The sequence below is a fragment of the Ensifer sp. genome (assembly GCF_035999135.1).
Classification (GTDB): Bacteria; Pseudomonadota; Alphaproteobacteria; order Rhizobiales; family Rhizobiaceae; genus Ensifer.
Genome location: NZ_DASYGZ010000037.1, coordinates 55,530 through 77,481 on the forward strand (window position 1 = coordinate 55,530; position 21,952 = coordinate 77,481).

Consider the following 21,952-nt stretch of genomic DNA (forward strand, 5'->3'; position numbering starts at 1 on the left):
ACTAGCCAGTTACCGGATTTTGGCGGTTCGATCGGTTGGATTCATCGACCACCATTGGTAACGTTACGGGAATCGGCCTGTTGACGCCCCTCACGGGAGGTAACCTTGCGTGCAATTCTATCCGGTCTGGCTTTGGCCCTGACCGTCACTTCGTTCAGCCATGGCGCGATCGCCGCTCCGGTGCATGCGATAGCGATGCATGGCGAACCGGCCCTGCCGGCCGATTACAAGAATTTTCCTTACGTCAATCCTGATGTAAAGAAGGGCGGCAAGATCTCCTATGGCGTTGTCGGCACATTCGACAGCCTCAATCCCTTCATCCTGAAGAGCATGCGCACCACCGCGCGCGGCATGTGGGACCCCGAATACGGCAACCTCGTCTACGAATCGCTGATGCAGCGGTCGCGCGACGAACCCTTCACCATGTACGGACTGCTTGCCGAAACGGTCGAGTGGGATGAGGACCGGACATTCATCCAGTTCAACCTCAACCCCAACGCCCGTTGGGCCGATGGGCAGCCGGTCACGGCCGACGACGTCATCTTCACGTTCGAGCTCATGCGCGACAAGGGTCGCGTGCCGTTCAGCAACCGCCTGTCGAAGGTGGCGAAACTGGAGAAGGTCGGCGACCGCAGTGTGCGCTTTGCCTTCACCGAGGAAGCGGACCGCGAGCTGCCGCTGCTGCTCGGGCTTTCGCCGGTGCTGCCGAAGCATGCGATCGATGTTGCGACGTTCGACCAGACGAGCCTGAAGCCGCCGCTCGGGTCCGGCCCCTACAAGGTCGCCGAGGTAAAGCCCGGTGAGCGCATCATCTACAAGAGAAATCCGGATTACTGGGCGAAGGACCTGCCATCGAAGGTCGGGCAGGACAATTACGACGAAATTTCCGTCGAGTATTTCCTTCAGGAAAACTCGCTCTTCGAAGCATTCAAGAAGGGCGAAATCGACATCTATCCCGAGGGTAGTGCTACGAAATGGGCGCGCGGCTACGACTTCCCGGCAGTGCGTTCTGGCGATGTGGTCAAGGAGACCTTCACCCCGAAGACACCGTCCGGCATGCTCGGCATCGTCTTCAACACCCGCAAGCCGATGTTCGACAACCTCAAGCTCCGGCAAGGCATGGCGCTGGTGTTCGATTTCGAATGGGTCAACAAGAACCTGTTCGACAGCGCCTATACCCGCACCCAGAGCTATTGGCAGAACTCGACGCTGAGCTTCCTCGGCGCGCCTGCCGACGATCGCGAGCTCGGCCTCATCGGCGACGCGCGCGAACGAATCAACCCGGCAATCCTCGACGGCACCTATCGGCTGCCGGTGACCGATGCGTCGGGACGCGACCGCAACGTCCTTCGCGTCGCCGTCTCGCTGATGCGCGAAGCCGGATACCAGATCAAGGACGGCAAGATGGTCGATCCGCAGGGCAAGCCGCTCGCCTTCGAGATCATGAGCCAAAATGCCGGCCAGGAGAAGATCGCACTTGCCTATCAGCGGTTCCTTGCGCCGCTCGGCATCCAGGTGTCGGTGCGCACGGTTGACGATTCGCAATACCAGCAGCGCAGCCAGTCGTTCGACTACGACGTGATCATCAAGTCGTTCCCATCGACGCTGTCTCCCGGCATCGAGCAGGAGGGGCGCTGGACCTCGAAATCAAGGGACAGGCAGGGCAGCGACAATTTCGCGGGCGTGGCCGACAAGGACGTGGACCGGATGGTCAACAACATCCTTCAGGCCCGCACATCGGAGGATTTCACGGCCGCGGTGCGGGCGCATGACCGGCTGCTCGTCAACAACGCCTATCTGGTGCCACTCTATCATCTGGACGCACAATGGATCGCGCGACGCAAGCATATCGCCCGCCCCGACGTCGTTCCGCTCTACGGATACCAGTTGCCGACGTGGTGGGATCAGAACGCCCAGTAAGTGGGTCGGTTCCCTTTTGGTAACGCATTGAAAGCCGCGTGAAGGCGGCTTATCTGGCGGTCATACCGAACAAGGAAAGGCACCCGCACCATGCAAACCGTCAGCATTGATATCGTCTCGGACGTCGTCTGCCCCTGGTGTTATCTCGGCAAGGCCCGGCTTGACCAGGCGATTGCCAACGTGCCTGACGTCCTCGTTTCCGTGCAATGGCGCCCCTATCAGCTCAATCCGGACCTTCCGCCTGAAGGCGTCGATCACAAGAAGCACCTCGCGTCCAAACTCGGCGGTCAGGAAGCCGTCGACCGCGCCCACGACATGCTGCGTGATCTTGGCAACGCCGACGGCATCGACTTCGACTTCGACGCCGTGAAGATCAGCCCCAATACGCTCGATGCCCATCGACTGGTTCGCTGGGCAGCGACCCGCGGCGCGGAGGCCCAATCGGCTGTCGTCGGCCTTCTGTTCAAGGCCAATTTCGAGGAAGGGCGCAATGTCGGCGACCACGTCGTGCTCCTCGATATCGCCGAGGCGGCCGGCCTCGACCGTCCTGTTATCGCCACCCTGCTCGCGTCCGACGCCGACAAGGACGCCGTCAACGAAGAAGTCGAGATGGCGCGCGACATGGGCGTGACCGGCGTGCCCTGCTTCATCATCGAGGGCCAGTACGCCGTCATGGGGGCGCAATCGGTCGAGGTCCTGACCAACGCGCTCACTGAAATCGCGCAGATGAAGGCAAGCGGCAAGCCGAACTGACGGCGACCGCAAGCCTACAGCGCCGCGCGTCTTGTCAGACGCGCAAAGGTCGCTGTAGCACTTCGAATTGTAGTAGCCGCCTCGCACATCTCCACGAATTGTCGCCGCGCCACCGCAACCCGGTCGCGCGGCAATCTGTTATTTGGCGAGACCGGCGAGCTGCGTCATCACCATCGCGGCGCCGGAAAGCCGCTTCTCCGGCGTTGCCAGTTCGCGCTGGAAGAAGATGCTGTGGTCGGCCCGGATCTTGGCAAGCGTACCCTGCTTGGCAATGTAGCCGACGAGCGCGGCAGGGTTCGGGAATTCCTTGTTGCGCAGCTGCACGACGACGCCCTTCGGCCCGGCATCAAGCTTTTCGACGTTGGCCGTGCGGCAGAGCGACTTGATATAGACGATCTTCAGGAGATGCTGGACTTCGATCGGCAGCGGGCCGAAGCGATCGATCATTTCGGCACCGAAGCCATCGATGTCCTTGAGATCCGTCAGCTCGCCCAGACGACGATAAAGACCGAGGCGCAGATGCAGATCCGGCACGTAGTGCTCCGGGATCATGACGGGCGTTCCGACCGAGATCTGCGGCGACCAGCCGGTATCGTGGATTTCCTCCTCGCCCTTCAGCTCGGCGACTGCCTCTTCCAGCATCTGCTGGTAGAGCTCGAATCCGACCTCCTTGATGTGACCGGATTGCTCCTCGCCCAGCAGGTTGCCGGCGCCGCGGATATCGAGGTCGTGGCTGGCAAGCTGGAAGCCGGCGCCGAGCGTGTCGAGCGATTGCAGCACCTTCAATCGCCGCTCGGCCATGCCCGTCAGCGTCTTGTTGACCGGCAGCGTGAACAGCGCGAAAGCGCGCACCTTCGAGCGACCGACGCGGCCGCGCAGCTGGTAAAGCTGGGCGAGACCGAACATGTCGGCGCGATGGACGATCAGCGTGTTCGCCGTCGGCACGTCGAGGCCCGACTCGACGATCGTCGTCGACAGAAGCACGTCATAGCGGCCGTCGTAGAAGGCATTCATGATGTCTTCGAGCTCGGTCGCCGGCATCTGGCCGTGCGCCACGGCCACCTTCAGTTCCGGAACGTCGGACTTCAGGAAATCATGGATCTCCGAGAGATCGCTGAGGCGCGGACAGACATAGAAGCTCTGGCCGCCGCGATAATGCTCGCGCATCAAGGTTTCGCGGATCACCAAAGCATCAAAGGGCGAAATGAAGGTACGCACAGCCATGCGATCGACCGGCGGCGTGGTGATCAGCGACAGTTCGCGCACGCCGGTCAGCGCCAGCTGCAGCGTGCGCGGGATCGGCGTTGCCGACAGTGTCAGCACGTGCACGTCCGACTTCAGTTCCTTCAGCCGCTCCTTGTGCTTGACGCCGAAATGCTGCTCCTCGTCGATGATCAACAGGCCGAGATTGGCGAAATTGACCGAAGTGCCAAGAAGCGCGTGGGTGCCGACGACGACGTCGGTCTTGCCGTCGGCCACTTCCTTCTTGGTCAGTGCCAGCTCCTTCGAGCCGACGAGGCGCGAGGCCTGCTGGATGCGGATCGGCAGACCGCGAAAACGCTCGGAGAAGGTCTTGAAATGCTGGCGCGCGAGCAGCGTCGTCGGCACCACCACCGCGACTTGCACGCCATTCATAGCCGCGATGTAAGCCGCACGCAGCGCGACCTCCGTCTTGCCGAAGCCAACGTCGCCGCAAACGAGACGGTCCATCGGGCGACCGCTTCCGAGATCGTCGCGCACCGCGTCGATCGAGCTCAGCTGGTCCTCGGTTTCGTCATAGGGGAAACGGGCGGCGAATTCGTCGTAGACACCATCTTGCGCGACAAGCACCGGCGCATGGCGCGTGTGCCGCTCGGCGGCGATGCGGATGAGACCGCCGGCCATATCGAGCAGGCGCTTCTTGAGCTTGGCCTTGCGCGCCTGCCAGGCGACGCCTCCGAGCTTGTCGAGGATCGCATCCGTCCCCTCGGAGCCGTAGCGCGACAGAAGCTCGATGTTTTCGACGGGCAGGAAGAGCTTGGCATTGTCGGCATAGACGAGCTCAAGGCAATCATGCGGCGCACCGACGGCCTCGATCGTGCGCAAACCGACGAAGCGACCGATGCCGTGCTCGGCATGCACGACGTAGCTGCCCTCGTCCAGGCCGGCGACTTCGGCGATGAAATCGGCGCCGCGCTTGCGCCGCTTGGAACGGCGCACCATGCGATCGCCGAGAATGTCCTGCTCGCCGATGACGACGAGATCGCCGGTCTCGAATCCGGCTTCGATGCTGAGCACCGTCGCGGCCGCCTCACCCGGCTTCAGCGCCTTGACCTCTGCAAGGGCCTTGATCGGCTTGACGTTGCCGAGACCATGTTCGGCGAGCACCTGCAGCAGCCGGTCGAGCGATCCCTCGCTCCAGCCTGAAATCACCACCTTGGCGCCCTTCGATCGACGCTCGGCAATGTACTTCACCGCCTGGTCGAAAACGTTGACGCGCTCGCTCTCCGCTTCGCCTTCACTTGACGATTTCGCCCAGCGCACGCCCTGGCGCGCATCGACCGAGATCACCTGCCGGGCTTCGCCCTCATGCTCGTTGAACGGCGACAGACGGATGGCGTCGCGCGCGCTCAAGGCGGCACTGAAGCCCTGCGATGTCAGGTAGAGCAGTTCCGGCGGAGCGGGCTTGTAGGGCGTGCCCTGCGTGGCCTGCGCCTTGCCGGGGGAGGCAGACGCCAGGCGGGCATCATAGTAGTCGAGGATGAGCTTGGATCGCTCGCCGGCGGCCTCGCGCGCCAGATGATCGGTGACGATGCGGAAGCCTTCGAGATAGTCGAAGACCGTCTCCAGCCCATCATAAAACAGCGGCAGCCAATGCTCCATGCCGGCATAGCGCCTGCCCTCGGAAACCGCCTGATAAAGCGCGTCGTCGCGGTTGGTCGCGCCGAACAGCGAGAGATACTGCTTGCGGAAATGGCTGATCGTTTCGGGTGTCAGCGACACTTCGCTCATCGGATTGAGATCGAGCGAACGCACCTGCCCCGTCGTGCGCTGGCTCGCCGGGTCGAAGGAGCGGATGGTTTCGAGCGTATCGCCGAAGAAGTCGAGACGCAGCGGCTCGCTGCTTCCCGGCACGAACACGTCGAGAATGCCGCCCCGCACGGCATATTCGCCGACTTCGCGCACGGTCGCCACCCGGTCGAACCCGTTGCGTTCGAGGCGCGCGGCAATGTCGTCCATGCGCACCTGGTTGCCGGGCCGGGCGGAAAACGCAAGGCTCTCTATGACGTCCTGCGGCGAGATCTTCTGAAGCGCGGCGTTGACGGTCACGAGAACGATCGCAGCGTGCGGCTTCTTCCTGTGCGCGATCAGGGCGCTGAGCGCGGCAAGGCGCCGGGCAGATGTGTCGGCGCTGGGGGAAACGCGGTCATAGGGAAGGCAGTCCCAGCCGGGCAGCGTCAGGACCGGAATGTCCGGTGCGACGAAGCCAAGCACCTGCTCGAGATCGGCGATCCGTTGTCCATCCGATAGAATATAGGCGACCGGCTGGCCCGCGCGCGCCAGCTCGGCAAGAACCAGCGCCTCGGCGCCCGTGGGAACCGGGCCGATCGTGATCTCGCGCTGCGCTTCGACAATCTTCCTCGCGTCCAGACCCGCCAGCATCATCGCTTACTTCATCCCTTCGGGAAGCTTATCAAAATCAGGCCGGTAGGCGGCGATGCGCTGAAACATCGGGGTCCGATAGCGTTCCGGAACCGGCTGTTCGCCCGTGATCCACTTGACCAGATCGTTGTCTTCTTCGCCCATGATCGTCTCGAGTTCGTCCAGGTCCTGATCGGACAACAGCGAGAGCTCCGCCTCCGCGAACTGCCCGAGCACGAGATCCATCTCGCGGATGCCGCGATGCCAGGCGCGAAACAGGATGCGCCGTCGACGCGGATCAAGGTCGGCGCTCGTGCGCGAAATGCCAGTCATGGGAATTCCTTCCTGCCGCCCTCGGCAGCGCCGCGCGTCAGAAATGACGCGCCAGGGCGCTCCAGTGTCTTGATGCCCCGGGCGCGCCACCCGAGTTCAGTGAATCCACTCAAACGAGGGGCGCCCGAGGCTACGGTTTGTCGTTCATGCGCTCTATAAACTCTGAATAGGCGATTGTCAGCCTTGCCAAAGCCGGAATTATCGTCGCAATTTCATCGCCATGCGCCCTGCCCTGCTTGATCCGCTCTTCTCACCGCTCGACACGCTTCCCGGCATCGGCCCGAAGATCGGCGAGCTCTATGCCAAGCTGCTCGGCCGCGAAACGATTGAGGATTGCCGCGTCGTCGATCTCGTCTTCCATGCGCCCCATTCGCTGATCGACCGCCGGCAGCAGCCGGGCATCGCGCACGCGCCGCAAGGGGTGATCGTCACCATCACCGGACGTGTCGACCGGCATCAGCCGCCGCCGCGTGGCAAGCCCAACCTGCCCTATCGCATCTTCCTGCACGACGAGACCGGCGAACTGGCGCTCACCTACTTCCGCGTCAAGGGCAACTGGCTGGAGAAATCCCTGCCGGTGGACGAAACGGTGATCGTCAGCGGCAAGGTCGACTGGTTCAACGGCCGTCCCTCGATGGTCCATCCGGATTATGCGGTCCGCGCCGCAGAAGCTGAAAACCTTCCACTTGTCGAGCCGGTCTACGGGCTGACCGCCGGGCTTTCGCCGCGCACCTTGCGCAAGTCGATCGAAGCGGCCGTTGCCCGCGTCCCTGAGATGCCCGAATGGATCGATGACGCACTGGTGGAGAAACAGGGCTTTGAAACCGCTGCCGACAGTTTCCGCGCCTTGCACGAGCCGCGCGACGCGACCGACATCGATCCGCAGGCAAGGGCGCGGCGGCGCCTTGCCTATGACGAATTCCTTGCGGGGCAATTGTCGCTGGCGCTCGTCCGCCAACGCCTGCGCAAGGTTGCGGGCACGCCAGTGCATGCGACAGGGGTCCTCTCGCGTCCCGTCATCGACGCGCTTCCATTCTCGTTGACGAACAGCCAATCGTCCGCGATCGCCGACATCCTGAAGGACATGGCGGGAACCGACCGCATGCTGCGCCTGCTTCAGGGCGACGTCGGTTCCGGCAAGACGATGGTGGCGCTGATGGCGATGCTGGCCGCGGTCGAATCCGGAGGACAGGCCGTGCTGATGGCGCCGACGGAAATCCTCGCCCGGCAACACCATGCGACGCTTGCCCGGATGGCCGCTCCGGCCGGTATCACCATCGACGTCCTGACCGGCCGCACCAAGGGCAAAGAGCGCGATGCGATCCTCGAGCGCATCGCATCGGGCGAAACGCGGATGGTGATCGGCACCCATGCCCTCTTCCAGGACACAGTCAACTACCAGAGCCTGACGCTTGCCGTCGTTGACGAGCAGCATCGTTTCGGCGTGCACCAGCGCCTGCGCCTGACCGCCAAGGGAATTTCTCCGCACATGCTCGTCATGACCGCAACCCCGATCCCGCGCACGCTGGTGCTTGCCGCCTTCGGCGACATGGACGTCTCCAAGCTCACGGAGAAGCCGGCCGGACGCAAGCCGATCCAGACCGTGACCATCCCGACCGAGCGCGTGGGCGACATCGTCGACCGGCTCGACGCAGCTCTGCGCGACGGTAAAAAAGCCTACTGGATCTGCCCGCTGGTAGAAGAATCGGAAGCGGTCGACGTGATGTCGGCGGAAGAGCGGTACCAGACCCTCGCCCAACGGTTCGGCAACGCCGTCGGCTTGGTGCACGGCCGCATGAACGGGGCCGAAAAGGACGCTGTCATGCTCGCCTTCAAGAACGGCGAGATCCGCCTGCTGGTAGCGACGACCGTCGTCGAAGTCGGCGTCGACGTGCCCGACGCGACGATCATGGTGATCGAGCATGCGGAACGCTTCGGACTTGCGCAGTTGCACCAGCTGCGCGGTCGTGTCGGACGCGGCGACGAGGCATCGACCTGCATCCTGCTCTACAAGGGCCCCCTTGGCGAAACCGGACGGGCGCGACTTTCCATCCTGCGCGACAGCGAGGACGGCTTTCTGATCGCCGAAGAAGATCTGAAACTGCGCGGCGAAGGCGAACTGCTCGGCACGCGACAGTCAGGCACGCCGGGTTTCCGCATCGCCAGTCTCGAAGCCCACGGCGACCTCCTGGAAATCGCCCGCAAGGACGCGGCCTACGTTATCGAGCGCGATCCGGATCTGACGTCTGAACGCGGCGAAGCGTTGCGCACGCTGCTCTACCTCTACCGGCGCGACGAGGCCATCCGGTTCCTGCGCGCCGGCTAGGCAGGTCGCGCACGAGTGCGTACCGGTCTTGCGATGGCGACATGCGGCAAATCAGGAACTTGAAGCGCAGGGAGCGGAACTGAAGGAGACGCTGGCTCAGGCGGTCTTCTGCTGTCCGATCTTGACGGGCGCATTGGCAAGCGGCTTGTAATCGGGGGTCACAAGGCCACCGGATATCAGCAACTTGGCTGCGTCTTCGGCGCTCATGTCGAGCTGAATGATCTTGTCGCGCGGGACGAACAGCAAAAAACCCGCCGTCGGGATCGGCGTCGGCGGCAGGAAGACCGCCACCATATCCATGCCGCGATCGTCAAACTTTGCGGCGATCTCGCCCTTGACGTCCGTTGCGATGAAGACCAGCGACCAGAGCCCCGGGCTTGGATACTCGATCAGCCCGGCTTTCTTGAAGGAGGACGACTGCTCCTGCAACACCGTCTGGAAGATCTGTTTCGTCGATTTGTAGATCGTGCGGACCAGCGGCGTGCGGTTGAGCAGAGACTCCGCGAAATTGACGATCGACCGGCCGACGAGGTTGGCCGTCATGAAGCCGACGAACGTGATCACGAATATCGCGACCAGCAAGCCGAATCCGGGAATGGCGACAGGCGAATAGGTATCGGGATTATAGAAGTTCGGCAGATACGGCTTCACCCAACCGTCAGCCCAATCGATGAACGTGCGCACGAGCCAGACAGTGATCGCTACCGGCGCGCAGATGATCAGGCCGGTGAGGAAGTAAGTGCGCAGCCGGCCACCGATATAGCCGCGTTTCGTGGGTTCCGTCATGCTTCTTCCGTCTTACCTCACGCGCCGCCGAAGGCCGGATGATAGGCGACCGTGCCGGTTGCCATTGCGCCGGAAAGAGCCAGCGCCATGAAATATTGCGGCGCACAACCCGGGAATTCAAGCGCAGATTCGTTGCGGAAGCCGAACTTTTGATAGAGGGCGGGATCGCCGACGACCACGCAACCGGAAGCCCCCTCGGCACGAAGCCATTCAAGGCCTTCGCGGATCAGCAGCCTGCCGATCCCCTGCGACTGGAGGTCCGGCAGGACCGAGACCGGGCCGAGGCCGAACCAGCCTGTTTCGGCAGGCACGAGCGTGACGGGCGAAAAGGCGATATGGCCGACGATGGCCTCGTCCTTCTCGGCAACGAGCGACACGCTCAGAGCACCCGCCGCGCGCAGGCGCTCGATGATCAACGGTTCACTCTGGTCGCTGTGCGGATGCCCCTCGAAGGCGGCCGCCGTCACCTGGCCGATCGCCGTTTCGTCACCTGGGCGTTCGTGTCTGACATAGATCATTCGACGGTCACCGACTTTGCAAGGTTGCGGGGCTGGTCGACGTCGGTGCCCATGAAGACGGCGGTGTGATAGGCGAGCAGCTGGATCGGCAGCGAGAAGATCATCGGCGCGATGATCTCGTCGACATTCGGCAGCACGATCGTCGCCATCGTCTCAAGCTTGGAGGCGGAAGCGCCCTTCTCGTCGGTGATCAGGATGATCCGGCCGCCGCGGGCTGCCACTTCCTGCATGTTGGACACCGTCTTGTCATAGAAGCGATCGTGCGGCGCAATGACGATGACGGGCATGTTTTCGTCGATCAGCGCGATCGGCCCGTGCTTCAGCTCGCCGGCGGCATAACCTTCAGCGTGGATATAGGAGATTTCCTTGAGCTTCAGCGCGCCTTCCATCGCCAGCGGGAAGCTGGTGCCGCGTCCGAGATAGAGCACGTCGCGGCATTTCGACAGCTCGCGCGACAAAAGCTCGATCTGCGGCTGGATGGCGTTCAGCACCTGCCCCATGATGCGCGGCATTTCGGCGAGGTGGCGCACGAGAAGCTGCTCTTCCTCCGCACTTACCGTGCCGCGGGCGCGACCGGCGCCGATCGCAAGCGATGCCAGCACCGCGAGCTGGCAGGTGAAGGCCTTGGTCGAGGCGACACCGATTTCCGGGCCGGCAAGGATCGGAAACACGGCATCGGATTCGCGCGCGACCGTCGATTCACGGGTGTTGACGACCGCGCCGATCTTCAAACCCTGCTCCTTGCAATAGCGCAGCGACGCCAGCGTGTCGGCGGTCTCGCCCGATTGCGAGATGAACAACGCGGCCGCCTGAGGCGACAACGGAATCTCGCGGTAGCGGAACTCGGAGGCGACGTCGATTTCAACAGGCAGACGGGCATAGCGCTCGAACCAGTACTTGCCGACGAGGCCAGCGAGATAGGCTGTGCCGCAGGCCGAGATCGCAAGGCTCGGTACGGCGGCGAAATCGAATGCGGTATCCGCAGCCTTGATCCGCTTTCCGGAAAAATCGATGTAGTGGCTGAGCGCGTGCGCGATCACTTCCGGCTGCTCGTAGATTTCCTTCTCCATGAAGTGCCGGTGGTTGCCCTTGTCGATCATGTAGGCGGCGGCCGACGAGATCTGCTTCGGGCGATCGACAGCGTTGCCGTCGAGGTCGAAGATATGCACGCCGTTCGCGCCGATCACCGCCCAGTCGCCGTCGATCAGGTAGGTGATCTCGTTGGTGAAGGGCGACAGCGCGATGGCGTCGGAGCCGAGGAACATCTCGCCCTTGCCATGGCCGATCGCCAGCGGCGGGCCATTGCGCGCCGCCATGATCGTCGACGGATCGTCCTCGAAAAGCACGGCAAGCGCATACGCGCCGGTGACCTGCTTCAGCATTGCATGCATCGCCTCGCGCCGGCCGAGGCCTTCGCGGCGGAATTTCGACAAGAGATGCGCCACGACCTCGGTGTCGGTGTCGGTCGCAAAGCGGGCGCCGCTGGCGATCAGATCGTCCTTGAGCTCGGCGAAATTCTCGATGATGCCGTTGTGCACGACAGCAACGCCGTCGGTGAAATGCGGGTGGGCGTTGCGCTCGGTCGGCGCACCGTGGGTCGCCCAGCGCGTGTGGGCGATGCCGATGGTGCCGGCGAGCGGTTCTTCGCGCAGGCGGATCTCGAGATTGACGAGCTTGCCCTCGGCGCGACGGCGCTCGAGCGCACCGCCGGTGATGGTGGCGATACCAGCCGAATCATAACCGCGATACTCGAGGCGCTTCAGCGCATCGACCAGTCGCTCCGAGACCGCCTGGTTGCCAACGATGCCAACAATACCGCACATAGCCGTCTCCGAATTCATCCCGCGCCGATCACGGCGCCCTGTTCAACGAGGGCGATAAACCCGCCCGGCGCGCTGCCTTGGTAAAGCATTTGCCGGGCGAGGCAATCCGGCCCGATTTCACTTTCGGTTTCAGTATTTAACGCGACAGCATGTTTGCCCGAACCGTATCCGGTCCAGGGGTAATCCTCAGCAGCGCCCAAGCGCTGTCGCGACTTGTCCAGGCCGCGTGAAATGCGCAAGGTTGCGGCCTATTTGGCCGCCTTGACTGCCTTTTTCGTCGCCTTGATCGCCTCGTAGCGCTCGCGCAGCACACGCGCCCTGCCCGGCTTGATCTCCTGGCGGGCGCGGCCGAAGGCAACGGCATCGGCCGGCACATCCTCGGTGATCACGCTGCCGGAGGCGACGAGCGCGCCGTCGCCGATCGAAACCGGTGCCACCAGCGACGAATTCGAGCCGATGAAGGCATTTTCGCCGATCCGCGTCTCGTGCTTGTTCACGCCGTCATAGTTGCAGGTGATCGTACCGGCTCCGATGTTGGAGCCCGCGCCGACAAAGGCGTCGCCGATATAGGTCAGGTGGTTGACCTTGGCGCCGGTCCCGATCTCCGCCTTCTTGACCTCGCAGAAATTGCCGACCTTGGATTTTTCGCCGAGATCTGCTCCCGGGCGCAGGCGTGCAAACGGGCCGACAGTGGCGCCGGCGCGCACGATCGCGCCTTCCACATGCGAAAACGCATGAATGATCGCGCCGCTTTCCACGCGCACACCAGGACCGAAGACGACATTGGGCTCGACCAATACATCCTGTTCGAGAACCGTATCCCAGGCGACGTACACCGTTTCCGGCGCAATCATCGATACGCCCGAAAGCATGAGCTCGTGGCGCCGACGCTGCTGCCAGAGCCGCTCGATGAAGGCGAGTTCGGCGCGCGTGTTGCAGCCGGTCAGTTCCTCCTCGGGCGCTTCCACGGCAACGGCGTTGCCGCCGATTTCCCTGACGATTTCCACGAGGTCGGTCAGATAGTACTCGCCCTTGACGTTGTCGTTGCCGATGCGGCCGAGCAGGTCGAGCGCCTTTCGGCCGTTGATCGCCATCAGGCCACCATTGCAATAGGTGATCCGGCGTTCTTCCTCCGTCGCATCCTTGTGTTCGCGGATGGCAAGCAAGGCCCCGTCCTTGACGATCAGGCGCCCGTAACCGGTCGGGTCCGCCGCCTCGAAGCCGATGACCACGACGTCGTTGCCGGCAGCCAGCCCCGCACGGGCGGCCCTGAGCGGTTCCGGCTTGACCAGCGGCGTGTCGCCGAAAACGACGAGAACATCGTCGTAACCCTTGCCGATAGCTTCACGGGCGGCGAGCACCGCATGGCCCGTACCGAGCCGTTCCTTCTGGAGATAGGAAGAAATCGAGACACCGCCGATATCGGCCGCCGCCGACACAGCCTCGGCATCCCGACCGACGACGAGCGCTATATCGGAGATCGACGCGTTGGCCAGCGCCTCGACGACGTGGGCAATCATCGGCCGGCTGGCCACCGGATGCAGCACCTTCGACATGGATGACTTCATCCGCGTGCTTTCACCCGCAGCCAAGATGATGGCCAGGCACGTCCGTTCCATTTAACTCTCCTTGGTCTTTCCCAGGGCCGAAACCCTACATGCAATCCGTTAAATCGGAATCACCTTAAGTACAAAATCGTGCTCGATTCGGCGCGGTGGTATCGTCAAGATATTGCGAGAAGCAAAATTCGCACAATCACATCGCATTAACCGGCTTAAAACCTGGCAATGGCATAACAGGGCGCGGAGCCAGTGTCAGCCAGCAGTGCGGGTGCATCGCTCCCACGGGGGAGAACGACGCCGCCATGCATAGCCGTACCGAAATTGCCACGCCGGCAGGTTCCAGGAGCGATTTGCTCGCTTATGGCCGCTCGCCCCTGCTGCTGCTCATCCTCACCGTTGCCGTCCTTGCAGTTCTCATCTCGTTCACGATCCCGCAGCCGATCGGCCCGATGTTCTGGGATCATTACCTCTACCTCGACGCAGCCAACCGCATTCGCGACGGTCAGGTGCCCTCGGTCGACTTCTTCGCGCCGGTCGGCGCGCTGGGCTACTACCTCTTCACCGCGCTTCAGGACGTCTTTCCAAACGGGCAGCCGCTGCTGCTGGCAAGCTGGTGCCTGCTGCTCGTCACCGGACCATTGACCGGCCTCGTCGTCGTCGATGTCCAGCGGCGCTCGAAAGCGCTCGCCTACGCGATCCTGGTACCGTTCCTGGTTTTCGCCGTGCTGCCGTTCAATACCGGCGATTTTTACCCCTATCCGGGCTCGGATGGTTTCGGCATCTACAACCGGCAGGTCTGCCAGCTGCTTTATGTGCTCGCGGCGGCACTTGTGCACGTGCGCGATCGGCGGATGCTTGCGCTCACGGTCGGCGGCGCGATGGCGGCGCTCTTCTTCGTAAAGATCACCGGCGCCGTCGCCGGCACGATGATGTGCCTCATGGCTTTTGCCGCCGGACGCCTGTCGTTCCGCGCGGCGGCCGCGGCGGCACTCGTCACGTTGGCTGTTCTCGCAGCCGTCGAGATCACGCTCGGTGGGGTCTCGGCCTATCTCGCGGACATTCTGGCGTTGCTGTCGGTCAACGACGGCAGCCTGCTGCCGCGGCTGTTCCAGGCCGCGTCGCTGAATGCCGGCCTGCTCATTCCGGCCGGCCTGTTGTGCCTGCTGCTGTTCATCACGCATCTTGCCTCTTTCCTCCAGGCATTGCGCTCATTCACCCGGCGACCTTCGCTCGCAGCCGCCGGCAGGGCAATCGACCAGCCGTTCATCTGGCTTGCCGCCTTCATTCTTTCGGGGATCGTCTTTGAGAGCCAGAACACGGGCAGCCAGGCCTTCATCTTCCTGCTGCCGCTGCTGCTCAGACTCGTTGTCGATGAGATCGAAGGCGCCGGGTCCCGGCCGCTCGTCATCGGCGTGGCGGTGCTCGCTCTGGCGGCAGCCTTGCCGCCGCTGACGGCCGTCGTGCAAAAGAGTGCGCGCGCCTGGATCGGGTCGATCAACAATGTCCCGGTCGAGAGCCGGAACCTCAAGACGATGGGCGCGGTCAACGTACGGCCGATCCTGGCGTTGCGCGCCGAGCGCCTGCGCGAAATCTATGCGTCGCAGCGCCCCGCCTTCGACGCCTTTGCCGCGGCGGGAGAACTGCCGTCGTTCCTGCTCTATAGCGACTTCGACTTCCAGGCCGGCTGGCTCAGCAATGTCGACGAGGCGATCGATGCGCTCAAGGCCTACGAAAGCGCCAATGGCGTACGCTTCACGACGATCTTCAACATCGATTTCGCCAATCCCTTTCCGTGGCTGATGGACCGTAGCGCCCCGCACCATGTGGCGATCGGCGCCGACCCCTTCCGGGCCGTTCCGCCACCGGATGCCGCTGTAAGGGCGGCAATCGGCGCCGTTGACATCGCGCTGGTGCCGACCTGCCCGGTCACCAACGTCAACAGGACGCTGCTGTCGCTCTATCTTCCGAGCCTTGAGCCAAACCACGATCGGATTGCCCTGACGACGTGTTTCGATGCCTTCATCCGCAAGGGCCTGAAAACGGGAACGACGGCGGACACGAACTCCTAGCCCGTGGCTCAGGCGCCCGGCCTAAGCCGGCTTTCGCTGATGAGCCCGTTCTCCTCGAGGATCGGATAGGCGACAGATGCGATATGGGCATTGACCCTCTTCAGGTCGCGCAGCATGTCGAGGTGCAGCGAGCTCGTCTGCAGACTTTGAACCAGACCATCACGCAGGCGCTCGATATGCCGCTCGGCCGAGCGTTTCTCGAGATGCCGGACATTGACCTTCACCTCGATCAGCTGCTTGGCGAGGTCGGCATTGCGCGTGACGAAGATGGTCTGCGCGATGCGCAGATTGTCGATCGTCATGTTGAACAGGCTCTTCAGTTCCTGATAGCCCTCGTCCGAGAACTTCAAGCCGTTGTTGACCTTCTTGGTGATCTGCTCGCAGAGCCCCTTCTCGATAATGTCGCCCATATGCTCGAGATTGATGGCGTAGTCGATGATGACGATCGACCGGCGGCCATCCTCCGGCCCAAGACCGTCCCGACCCAACCGGGACAGGAAGATCTTCACTTCCTGCTGCAGCAGATCGACCTGCTTTTCGAACTTCCCGATATCGCGGATGTCGGAGAGGTCGTTGTTGTTGAATGCGTTCGCTGCCCGCATCAGCATCATTTCGACGAGATCGCCGACGCGCAGTACCTCGCGGGTCGCGCCTGACAACGCCATGACGGGCGTGTTCAGCGTGGCGACGTCAAGGTACCGCGGACCGGTGTCTTCCGTTTCGCTGTCGGGAATGAACCGGGCCATGACTCGCGACAGCAGCCCGGCAAAAGGCCAGGCGAGGATCGCCATTGCCAGGTTGAAGGCGAGATGGATATCGACCGGCAGGTTCTGCCGCGGCAGCGGCAAGCTCTGGAGAAACTCGACGCTCATGCCCGTGAGCGGTAGCGCGATCAGACAGCCGACCGCACGGACGACCAGATTGCCGAGCGCAACCCTGCGGGCCGACGGCGCCGACGACAGGGTGGCCATGACCGGCGGGATCGCGCCGCCAAGGTTCGCGCCGAGCACGAGCGCCACCGTCAGCCCGACGGTCAGGATACCGGCCGACGAGAGCGACAACACCAGCATGACGACGGCAAGGCTTGAGGACGAGGCGAAGGCGAGGCCCGCCGCAATGATCAGCGCAACCGGCCAGGCGCTGTCGAGCATGCCGAGGAAGGTCGCCAGCGCCGGGCTGTCGCGCATCGGTTCGGTCGCCGCGCCCAGCAGATGCAGCGAGAGAAGCATGAGGCCGATCCCGACAAACGCCGATCCCAGTCCCTGACGGGCATTCGAACGGCTGGCGCGATGCAGAACAACGCCGACGAGAATGACGAGCGGCGACAGCCAGGCGATGCCGGCCGCAACGATCCAGGCCGTCATCGCCGTGCCGACATTGGCGCCAAGCAGGACGATTTGCGCCATGCGCGAACGGATCAGCCCCTTCTCCACGAAAGACGCCGTCATCAGCGCCGTGGCGGTCGAGCTTTGCAGCGCAAGCGTCGCAACGAGCCCGGTCGCAAACGACCTGACGGCGCCATCGGTCCCTTGCGCAAGGCCGGCGCGAAGCCGCGCTCCGAAGGCACGCGTCACGCCTTCCTTGACCAGCGACAGGCCGAAGAGAAGCAGCGCAACTGCGCCGAACAGATTGACCATTACGATTGTCGATTGCATCGCATGCCTTCCCGAAGGGCCATGAGAATCGCCCTTAACGCCTGTAACAGAACCACATTTCCGGGGCGTATTCGAGCCAATATGACAGAAAAATTCGATTGCCGGCTAATGAATTCCCGCAAGTTTGGCCGATGGGCCGGCATTGCCGTCGCAGCCCCTTCGAACACGTGGCGATGCGCCGGTGATCTGCAGTGAAAACCGGGTGGCCGCGGTCAAGGGAACGATCCCGTGAGTGCGCGCAATTTGCGGCAAACAATGCTTCATTTCCTGTTTCGTTTGTTTTAAGGAACGAATTCATTTGGCCGATGGCCGCCGCACTGCAACGAGGTTTCTGCCCCCATGCTCGAATTCCTGAGAACTGCCGCCCAGACCTGGGTTGTCAAAGGCCTGCTAGTCATTCTCGTGCTGTCGTTCATGGTGTGGGGCGGTTCGTCCCTGACGATGACCAACCAGTCGGACGCGGTGGTCACCGTCGGCGACGTCAAGGTGAAGCCGCCGGAATTCCGACTTGCCTATGAAACGATGCTGGCCCAGGCTTCCCGTCAGCTCGGCACGCGGCTGACGCCGCAGCAGGCCCGTGCATTCGGCATCGAACAGCGGGTCTACTCGCAGATCGTGGCCGGCGCGGCACTCGACCAGCTCGCCAACGACATGAACCTCGGCCTGTCGCAGGATCGGCTTGCCAAGCTGATCGCGGACGACCCGGCCTTTCACAGCGTCAATGGCCAGTTCGACCGCCTGACGTTCTCGAGTGTGCTGCGCAATGCGGGCCTGCGTGAACAGGACTACATCAACAGCCAGAGCCAGACGGCAATCCGCTCGCAGATCGTCGACGCCCTCTCCGACGGCTACACGGCGCCCAAGGTTCTCACCGATGCCATCGGCGCCTATCGCCACGAAAAGCGCACCGTCGACTATCTGCTGCTCTCGAACGCCAATATCGATGCGATCAAGGTGCCGGCCGACGACGTGCTTTCCCCCTGGTACGACAGCCGCAAGGCCAACTACCGTGCGCCGGAATATCGCAAGATCAGCTATGTGAAGCTTGAGCCTTCGGATGTCGCCGATACGGCCACCGTCACGGAGGACGAGATCCGCGCTGAATACGACCGCCGCAAGGAGAGCTTCCGTACAGCCGCGACGCGGACGATCGAGCAGCTTGCCTTCGCGTCGCGCGCCGCCGCTGACGCCGCGTCAGTCAAGCTTGCCTCGGGCACCAGCTTCGACGATCTCGTCAAGGCCGAGGGCAAGACGTCCGCCGACGTTCTCCTCGGCGACTTCACCAAGGATCGCGTTCCCGATGCCAAGATCGGCGAAGCTGCCTTCGCCGTGCCGGCCGATGGCGGCGTGACCTCGGTTGTCGATGGCGCCTTTGGTCCCGTGATCCTCAGGGTCACCAACATCCGACCGGAAACCGTGCGCGGCTTCGACGAGGTGAAGGAAGAGCTGCGCAAGGACATCGCGCTTTCCGCCGCCAGCGAGGAAGTGATGCGCCTGCATGACAAGATCGAAGACGAGCGCGCGTCCGGCGCCCCGATGAAGGAAGTCGCCGATCAGCTCAAGCTGAAACTCGTGACGGTCGACGCAGTAGATGCAACCGGCAAGGACAAGAACGGAGACGACGTTGCAGGCCTGCCGGAACAGGCGGCCCTGCTGCAGGAAGTGTTCAAGGCCGATGTCGGCGCGGAAACGCTGCCGGTCAATGTCGGCCGGGACGGCTATGTCTGGTTCGATCTCGACGAGATCGTGCCTGCACGCGACCGCACGCTCGACGAGGCCCGCGACGAAATCGGTGCGGACTGGATGGCGGAACAGCAGCGCGCAGCGCTCGCCACGAAGGCCGGCGAACTGAAGAAGCGCGTCGAACAGGGCGCGAAGCTCGCCGACATCGCCACCGAACTCGGTCTCGTGGTCGAAACCAAATCCGGCCTGACACGCGCGACTTCGGATGCGGCCCTCAGCCCCGCGGCCATCGCTGCAGCCTTCTCCGGCGCCAACGGCCATGTCGCCAATGCCCCCGGTGTCGGTGGCGAAGGCCAGGTCCTGGTGCAGGTGACCGCGGTCGAAAATGCCGGCCCGGCAGACGTACTTGAGGACGACAGCCGCCAGATCGAGGCCTTGGCACGCGTCAGCGGTGAGGACATCCTCGACCAGATGGTCGCATCGCTGCAGGCCGCCTATGGCGTTTCCATCAACCAGACGCTTGCCGAAACCGCAATCGCGCAGCGATAGGCCCCGAGGAAAAGACCGATGAGTGATCTGAAGCCATTCGTCGCCAAGGTCGCCGCCCGTGAGGCGCTGAACCGCGATGACGCGCGCGCAGCCTTCGAAATCATCATGTCGGGTGCGGCGACCCCGTCGCAGATCGGCGGCTTCCTGATGGCGTTGCGGGTGCGTGGCGAGACGGTCGACGAGATCGTCGGCGCAGTCGGCGCGATGCGCGCCCGCATGCTGCCGGTCGAAGCGCCGGCCGATGCGGTTGACATCGTCGGAACTGGTGGCGACGGCGCCGGCACCTACAACATCTCCACGCTCGCAGCGCTGATTGTCGCCGGCGCAGGCGTGCCGGTCGCCAAGCATGGCAACCGGGCGCTGAGCTCCAAGTCCGGCACTGCCGACGCACTCTCGTGCCTTGGCGTCAAGCTCGACATCGGCCCCGAAGCCATCTCGCAGTGCATCCGCGAAGCGGGCGTGGGCTTCATGTTCGCCCAGCAGCACCATTCCGCCATGCGCCATGTCGGCCCGACCCGGGTCGAGCTCGGTACGCGAACCATCTTCAACCTGCTCGGTCCGCTCTCCAATCCCGCGGGCGTCAAGCGGCAGCTGGTCGGCGTCTATGCGCCCCAGTGGGTCGAGCCGCTCGCGGAGGTTCTGCGCGATCTCGGCTCAGAAGACGTCTGGGTCGTGCACGGCGAAGGCCTCGACGAAATCACCACCACCGGCAGCACGCAGGTCGCCGCTCTCAAGAACGGGACGATTTCGAGCTTTACGTTGACGCCCGCCGATTTCGGCCTTGAGACGGTGGCGCTCGATGCCCTCAAGGGGGGCGACGGGGCACACAACGCCGTGGCGCTTCAAGCCGTCCTCGATGGCGCGCAGAACGCCTATTGCGACATTTCCCTTGCCAATGCGGCGGCATCGCTGATGATAGCCGGACGGGCGAAGGACCTCACCGAGGGCATGGCGCTTGCTCGTCAGTCGCTGTCGAGCGGCGGCGCCAGAACGGCGCTGCAGCGCCTGATCAGCGTTTCGAACGCGGCCTGAGGAAGGATTGGCACGATGACGGATATCCTGCGCAAGATCGAAGCCTACAAGCGCGACGAGATCGCGGCCGCCAAATCGCAAGTCTCCCTGGCGGACCTCAAGGCGCGTATCGTCGAACAGTCGGCGCCGCGCGGCTTTTACAGGGCGCTTGCTGCACGCAAAGAGGCTCACGGCTTCGGACTGATTGCCGAGATCAAGAAGGCGAGCCCATCCAAGGGCCTCATTCGCCCGGACTTCGATCCGCCGGCCCTTGCCGAGGCTTACGCGGCTGGTGGTGCGGCCTGTCTTTCTGTGTTGACTGATGCGCCGAGCTTCCAAGGGGCGCCGGCCTTTCTCGAGGCGGCACGCGCCGCCTGCGACCTGCCGGCACTGCGCAAGGATTTCATGTTCGACGTCTACCAGGTGTTCGAAGCGCGCGCCTGGGGCGCCGACTGCATCCTCTTGATCATGGCGTCACTTTCCGACGACGATGCGCGCCATCTTGAAGACACGGCATTCGAGCTTAGCATGGACGTCCTGATCGAGGTGCATGACGCCGAAGAGATGGAACGGGCCCTGAAGCTCGCCTCCCCGCTCGTCGGCATCAACAACCGTAACCTGCGCACCTTCGAGGTGGACCTCGCCGTCTCGGAGCAACTTGCGCCGATGGTCCCGGACGATCGCCTGCTGGTCGGCGAGAGCGGCATTTTCACCCACGAGGACTGCCAGCGGCTTGAAAAGAGCGGCATCACAACCTTCCTCGTCGGCGAAAGCCTGATGCGCAAGAACGATGTCGAGGCAGCAACACGCGCGCTCCTGACGGGTGCCGCAAGCACCCTGGCGGCCGAATGATGGGTAAGCCGACGCTCACCCATCTTGGCGGAAGCGGCGAAGCCAACATGGTGGACGTCGGTGACAAGGCAGAGACCGTTCGGGTCGCCGTGGCGCAAGGCCATGTGCGCATGAAGCCGGAGACATTGGCGCTGATCCTCGAGGGCGACGCCAAGAAGGGCGATGTCATCGGCACGGCACGGCTCGCGGGCATCATGGCCGCCAAGCAGACGGCAAACCTCATCCCGCTTTGCCATCCCTTGATGTTGACCAAGGTCACGGTCGACATTACGCCGGACGCCACGCTTCCGGGCCTGAGGGTCGAGGCGCTTGCCAAGCTCACCGGCCGTACGGGTGTCGAAATGGAAGCGCTGACCTCGGTCAGCGTCGCCTGCCTGACCATCTACGACATGGCCAAGGCCGCGGACCGTGAGATGGAGATTGGCGGCATCCAGGTTGTAAGCAAATCTGGCGGACGATCCGGAGACTTTCAGCGCGAAGGAAACTGAGGC

The 21,952-nt window shown here is 63.4% G+C and carries 16 protein-coding genes; 8 read left to right on the top strand and 8 right to left on the bottom strand.

From position 1 onward, the window contains the following. Positions 1–105: 105 nt before the first annotated feature. Together VGO12_RS03035 and VGO12_RS03040 are read left to right on the top strand one after the other, a co-directional pair. On the top strand, positions 106–1,920 hold the full coding sequence (locus tag VGO12_RS03035; RefSeq protein WP_327511259.1) for an extracellular solute-binding protein: 1,815 nt from the start codon (positions 106–108) through the stop codon (positions 1,918–1,920). A gap of 90 nt (positions 1,921–2,010) precedes the next feature. Continuing rightward, on the top strand, positions 2,011–2,673 hold the full coding sequence (locus VGO12_RS03040; RefSeq protein WP_327511260.1) for a DsbA family protein: 663 nt from the start codon (positions 2,011–2,013) through the stop codon (positions 2,671–2,673). Between the two features lie 138 nt (positions 2,674–2,811). On the opposite strand, the gene mfd is transcribed toward VGO12_RS03040, so the two are convergent. Both mfd and VGO12_RS03050 read right to left on the bottom strand, forming a co-directional pair. Beyond that, positions 2,812–6,315 (bottom strand): transcription-repair coupling factor, encoded by a 3,504-nt coding sequence (mfd, locus tag VGO12_RS03045; protein ID WP_327511360.1) that lies wholly within the window; start codon positions 6,313–6,315, stop codon positions 2,812–2,814. A 6-nt stretch (positions 6,316–6,321) separates the two neighbouring features. Beyond that, positions 6,322–6,627, bottom strand: a complete 306-nt coding sequence (locus VGO12_RS03050; protein ID WP_327511261.1) for a succinate dehydrogenase assembly factor 2 — start codon at positions 6,625–6,627, stop codon at positions 6,322–6,324. A 220-nt stretch (positions 6,628–6,847) separates the two neighbouring features. On the opposite strand from VGO12_RS03050, the gene recG reads away from it, so the two are divergent. Next, a complete protein-coding gene (gene recG / locus VGO12_RS03055; RefSeq protein ID WP_327511262.1) occupies positions 6,848–8,953 on the top strand; it encodes an ATP-dependent DNA helicase RecG in 2,106 nt (701 codons plus the stop codon). A 96-nt stretch (positions 8,954–9,049) separates the two neighbouring features. Here recG and VGO12_RS03060 read toward each other — a convergent pair whose 3' ends face one another. Genes VGO12_RS03060 through glmU form a run of 5 tightly spaced genes read right to left on the bottom strand, consistent with a single transcriptional unit; the run spans position 9,050 to position 13,699 of the window. Next, positions 9,050–9,739, bottom strand: a complete 690-nt coding sequence (locus tag VGO12_RS03060; protein WP_327511263.1) for a DUF502 domain-containing protein — start codon at positions 9,737–9,739, stop codon at positions 9,050–9,052. Between the two features lie 17 nt (positions 9,740–9,756). After that, on the bottom strand, positions 9,757–10,254 hold the full coding sequence (locus VGO12_RS03065) for an N-acetyltransferase (protein WP_327511361.1): 498 nt from the start codon (positions 10,252–10,254) through the stop codon (positions 9,757–9,759). Beyond that, entirely contained in the window at positions 10,254–12,080 is a 1,827-nt protein-coding gene (gene glmS / locus VGO12_RS03070) for a glutamine--fructose-6-phosphate transaminase (isomerizing) (protein WP_327511264.1), read from the bottom strand. Before glmS ends, VGO12_RS03065 begins: the two co-directional genes overlap by 1 nt. Before the next feature lie 14 nt (positions 12,081–12,094). After that, positions 12,095–12,319, bottom strand: a complete 225-nt coding sequence (locus VGO12_RS03075; protein WP_327511265.1) for a hypothetical protein — start codon at positions 12,317–12,319, stop codon at positions 12,095–12,097. A gap of 9 nt (positions 12,320–12,328) precedes the next feature. Then, the gene (glmU, locus tag VGO12_RS03080; protein ID WP_327511266.1) at positions 12,329–13,699 is read right to left on the bottom strand and encodes a bifunctional UDP-N-acetylglucosamine diphosphorylase/glucosamine-1-phosphate N-acetyltransferase GlmU; all 1,371 of its coding nucleotides are present in this window, start codon (positions 13,697–13,699) and stop codon (positions 12,329–12,331) included. A 245-nt stretch (positions 13,700–13,944) separates the two neighbouring features. Here glmU and VGO12_RS03085 point away from each other — a divergent pair, with 245 nt between their 5' ends. Then, the gene (locus tag VGO12_RS03085) at positions 13,945–15,711 is read left to right on the top strand and encodes a hypothetical protein (protein ID WP_327511267.1); all 1,767 of its coding nucleotides are present in this window, start codon (positions 13,945–13,947) and stop codon (positions 15,709–15,711) included. 8 nt (positions 15,712–15,719) lie between these two features. Here VGO12_RS03085 and VGO12_RS03090 read toward each other — a convergent pair whose 3' ends face one another. After that, on the bottom strand, positions 15,720–17,366 hold the full coding sequence (locus VGO12_RS03090) for a Na/Pi cotransporter family protein (RefSeq protein WP_327511268.1): 1,647 nt from the start codon (positions 17,364–17,366) through the stop codon (positions 15,720–15,722). A gap of 339 nt (positions 17,367–17,705) precedes the next feature. On the opposite strand from VGO12_RS03090, the gene VGO12_RS03095 reads away from it, so the two are divergent. The 4 genes from VGO12_RS03095 to moaC are packed head-to-tail and all read left to right on the top strand — an operon-like array spanning position 17,706 to position 21,949. Continuing rightward, entirely contained in the window at positions 17,706–19,598 is a 1,893-nt protein-coding gene (locus VGO12_RS03095; RefSeq protein ID WP_327511269.1) for a peptidylprolyl isomerase, read from the top strand. Positions 19,599–19,616: 18 nt separating this feature from the next. Further along, entirely contained in the window at positions 19,617–20,630 is a 1,014-nt protein-coding gene (gene trpD, locus VGO12_RS03100; protein WP_327511270.1) for an anthranilate phosphoribosyltransferase, read from the top strand. Between the two features lie 15 nt (positions 20,631–20,645). Further along, on the top strand, positions 20,646–21,461 hold the full coding sequence (gene trpC / locus VGO12_RS03105) for an indole-3-glycerol phosphate synthase TrpC (RefSeq protein WP_327511271.1): 816 nt from the start codon (positions 20,646–20,648) through the stop codon (positions 21,459–21,461). After that, entirely contained in the window at positions 21,461–21,949 is a 489-nt protein-coding gene (gene moaC, locus VGO12_RS03110) for a cyclic pyranopterin monophosphate synthase MoaC (RefSeq protein ID WP_327511362.1), read from the top strand. Before trpC ends, moaC begins: the two co-directional genes overlap by 1 nt. Positions 21,950–21,952 lie beyond the last annotated feature (3 nt).

Coding starts and splice junctions, on each gene's coding strand:
- VGO12_RS03040 (WP_327511260.1), top strand. CDS start 2,011: ATGCAAACCGTCAGCATTGATATCGTCTCGGACGTCGTCTGCCCCTGG.
- mfd (WP_327511360.1), bottom strand. CDS start 6,315: ATGCTGGCGGGTCTGGACGCGAGGAAGATTGTCGAAGCGCAGCGCGAG.
- VGO12_RS03050 (WP_327511261.1), bottom strand. CDS start 6,627: ATGACTGGCATTTCGCGCACGAGCGCCGACCTTGATCCGCGTCGACGG.
- recG (WP_327511262.1), top strand. CDS start 6,848: ATGCGCCCTGCCCTGCTTGATCCGCTCTTCTCACCGCTCGACACGCTT.
- VGO12_RS03060 (WP_327511263.1), bottom strand. CDS start 9,739: ATGACGGAACCCACGAAACGCGGCTATATCGGTGGCCGGCTGCGCACT.
- glmS (WP_327511264.1), bottom strand. CDS start 12,080: ATGTGCGGTATTGTTGGCATCGTTGGCAACCAGGCGGTCTCGGAGCGA.
- glmU (WP_327511266.1), bottom strand. CDS start 13,699: ATGGAACGGACGTGCCTGGCCATCATCTTGGCTGCGGGTGAAAGCACG.
- VGO12_RS03085 (WP_327511267.1), top strand. CDS start 13,945: ATGCATAGCCGTACCGAAATTGCCACGCCGGCAGGTTCCAGGAGCGAT.
- VGO12_RS03090 (WP_327511268.1), bottom strand. CDS start 17,366: ATGCAATCGACAATCGTAATGGTCAATCTGTTCGGCGCAGTTGCGCTG.
- VGO12_RS03095 (WP_327511269.1), top strand. CDS start 17,706: ATGCTCGAATTCCTGAGAACTGCCGCCCAGACCTGGGTTGTCAAAGGC.
- trpD (WP_327511270.1), top strand. CDS start 19,617: ATGAGTGATCTGAAGCCATTCGTCGCCAAGGTCGCCGCCCGTGAGGCG.
- trpC (WP_327511271.1), top strand. CDS start 20,646: ATGACGGATATCCTGCGCAAGATCGAAGCCTACAAGCGCGACGAGATC.
- moaC (WP_327511362.1), top strand. CDS start 21,461: ATGGGTAAGCCGACGCTCACCCATCTTGGCGGAAGCGGCGAAGCCAAC.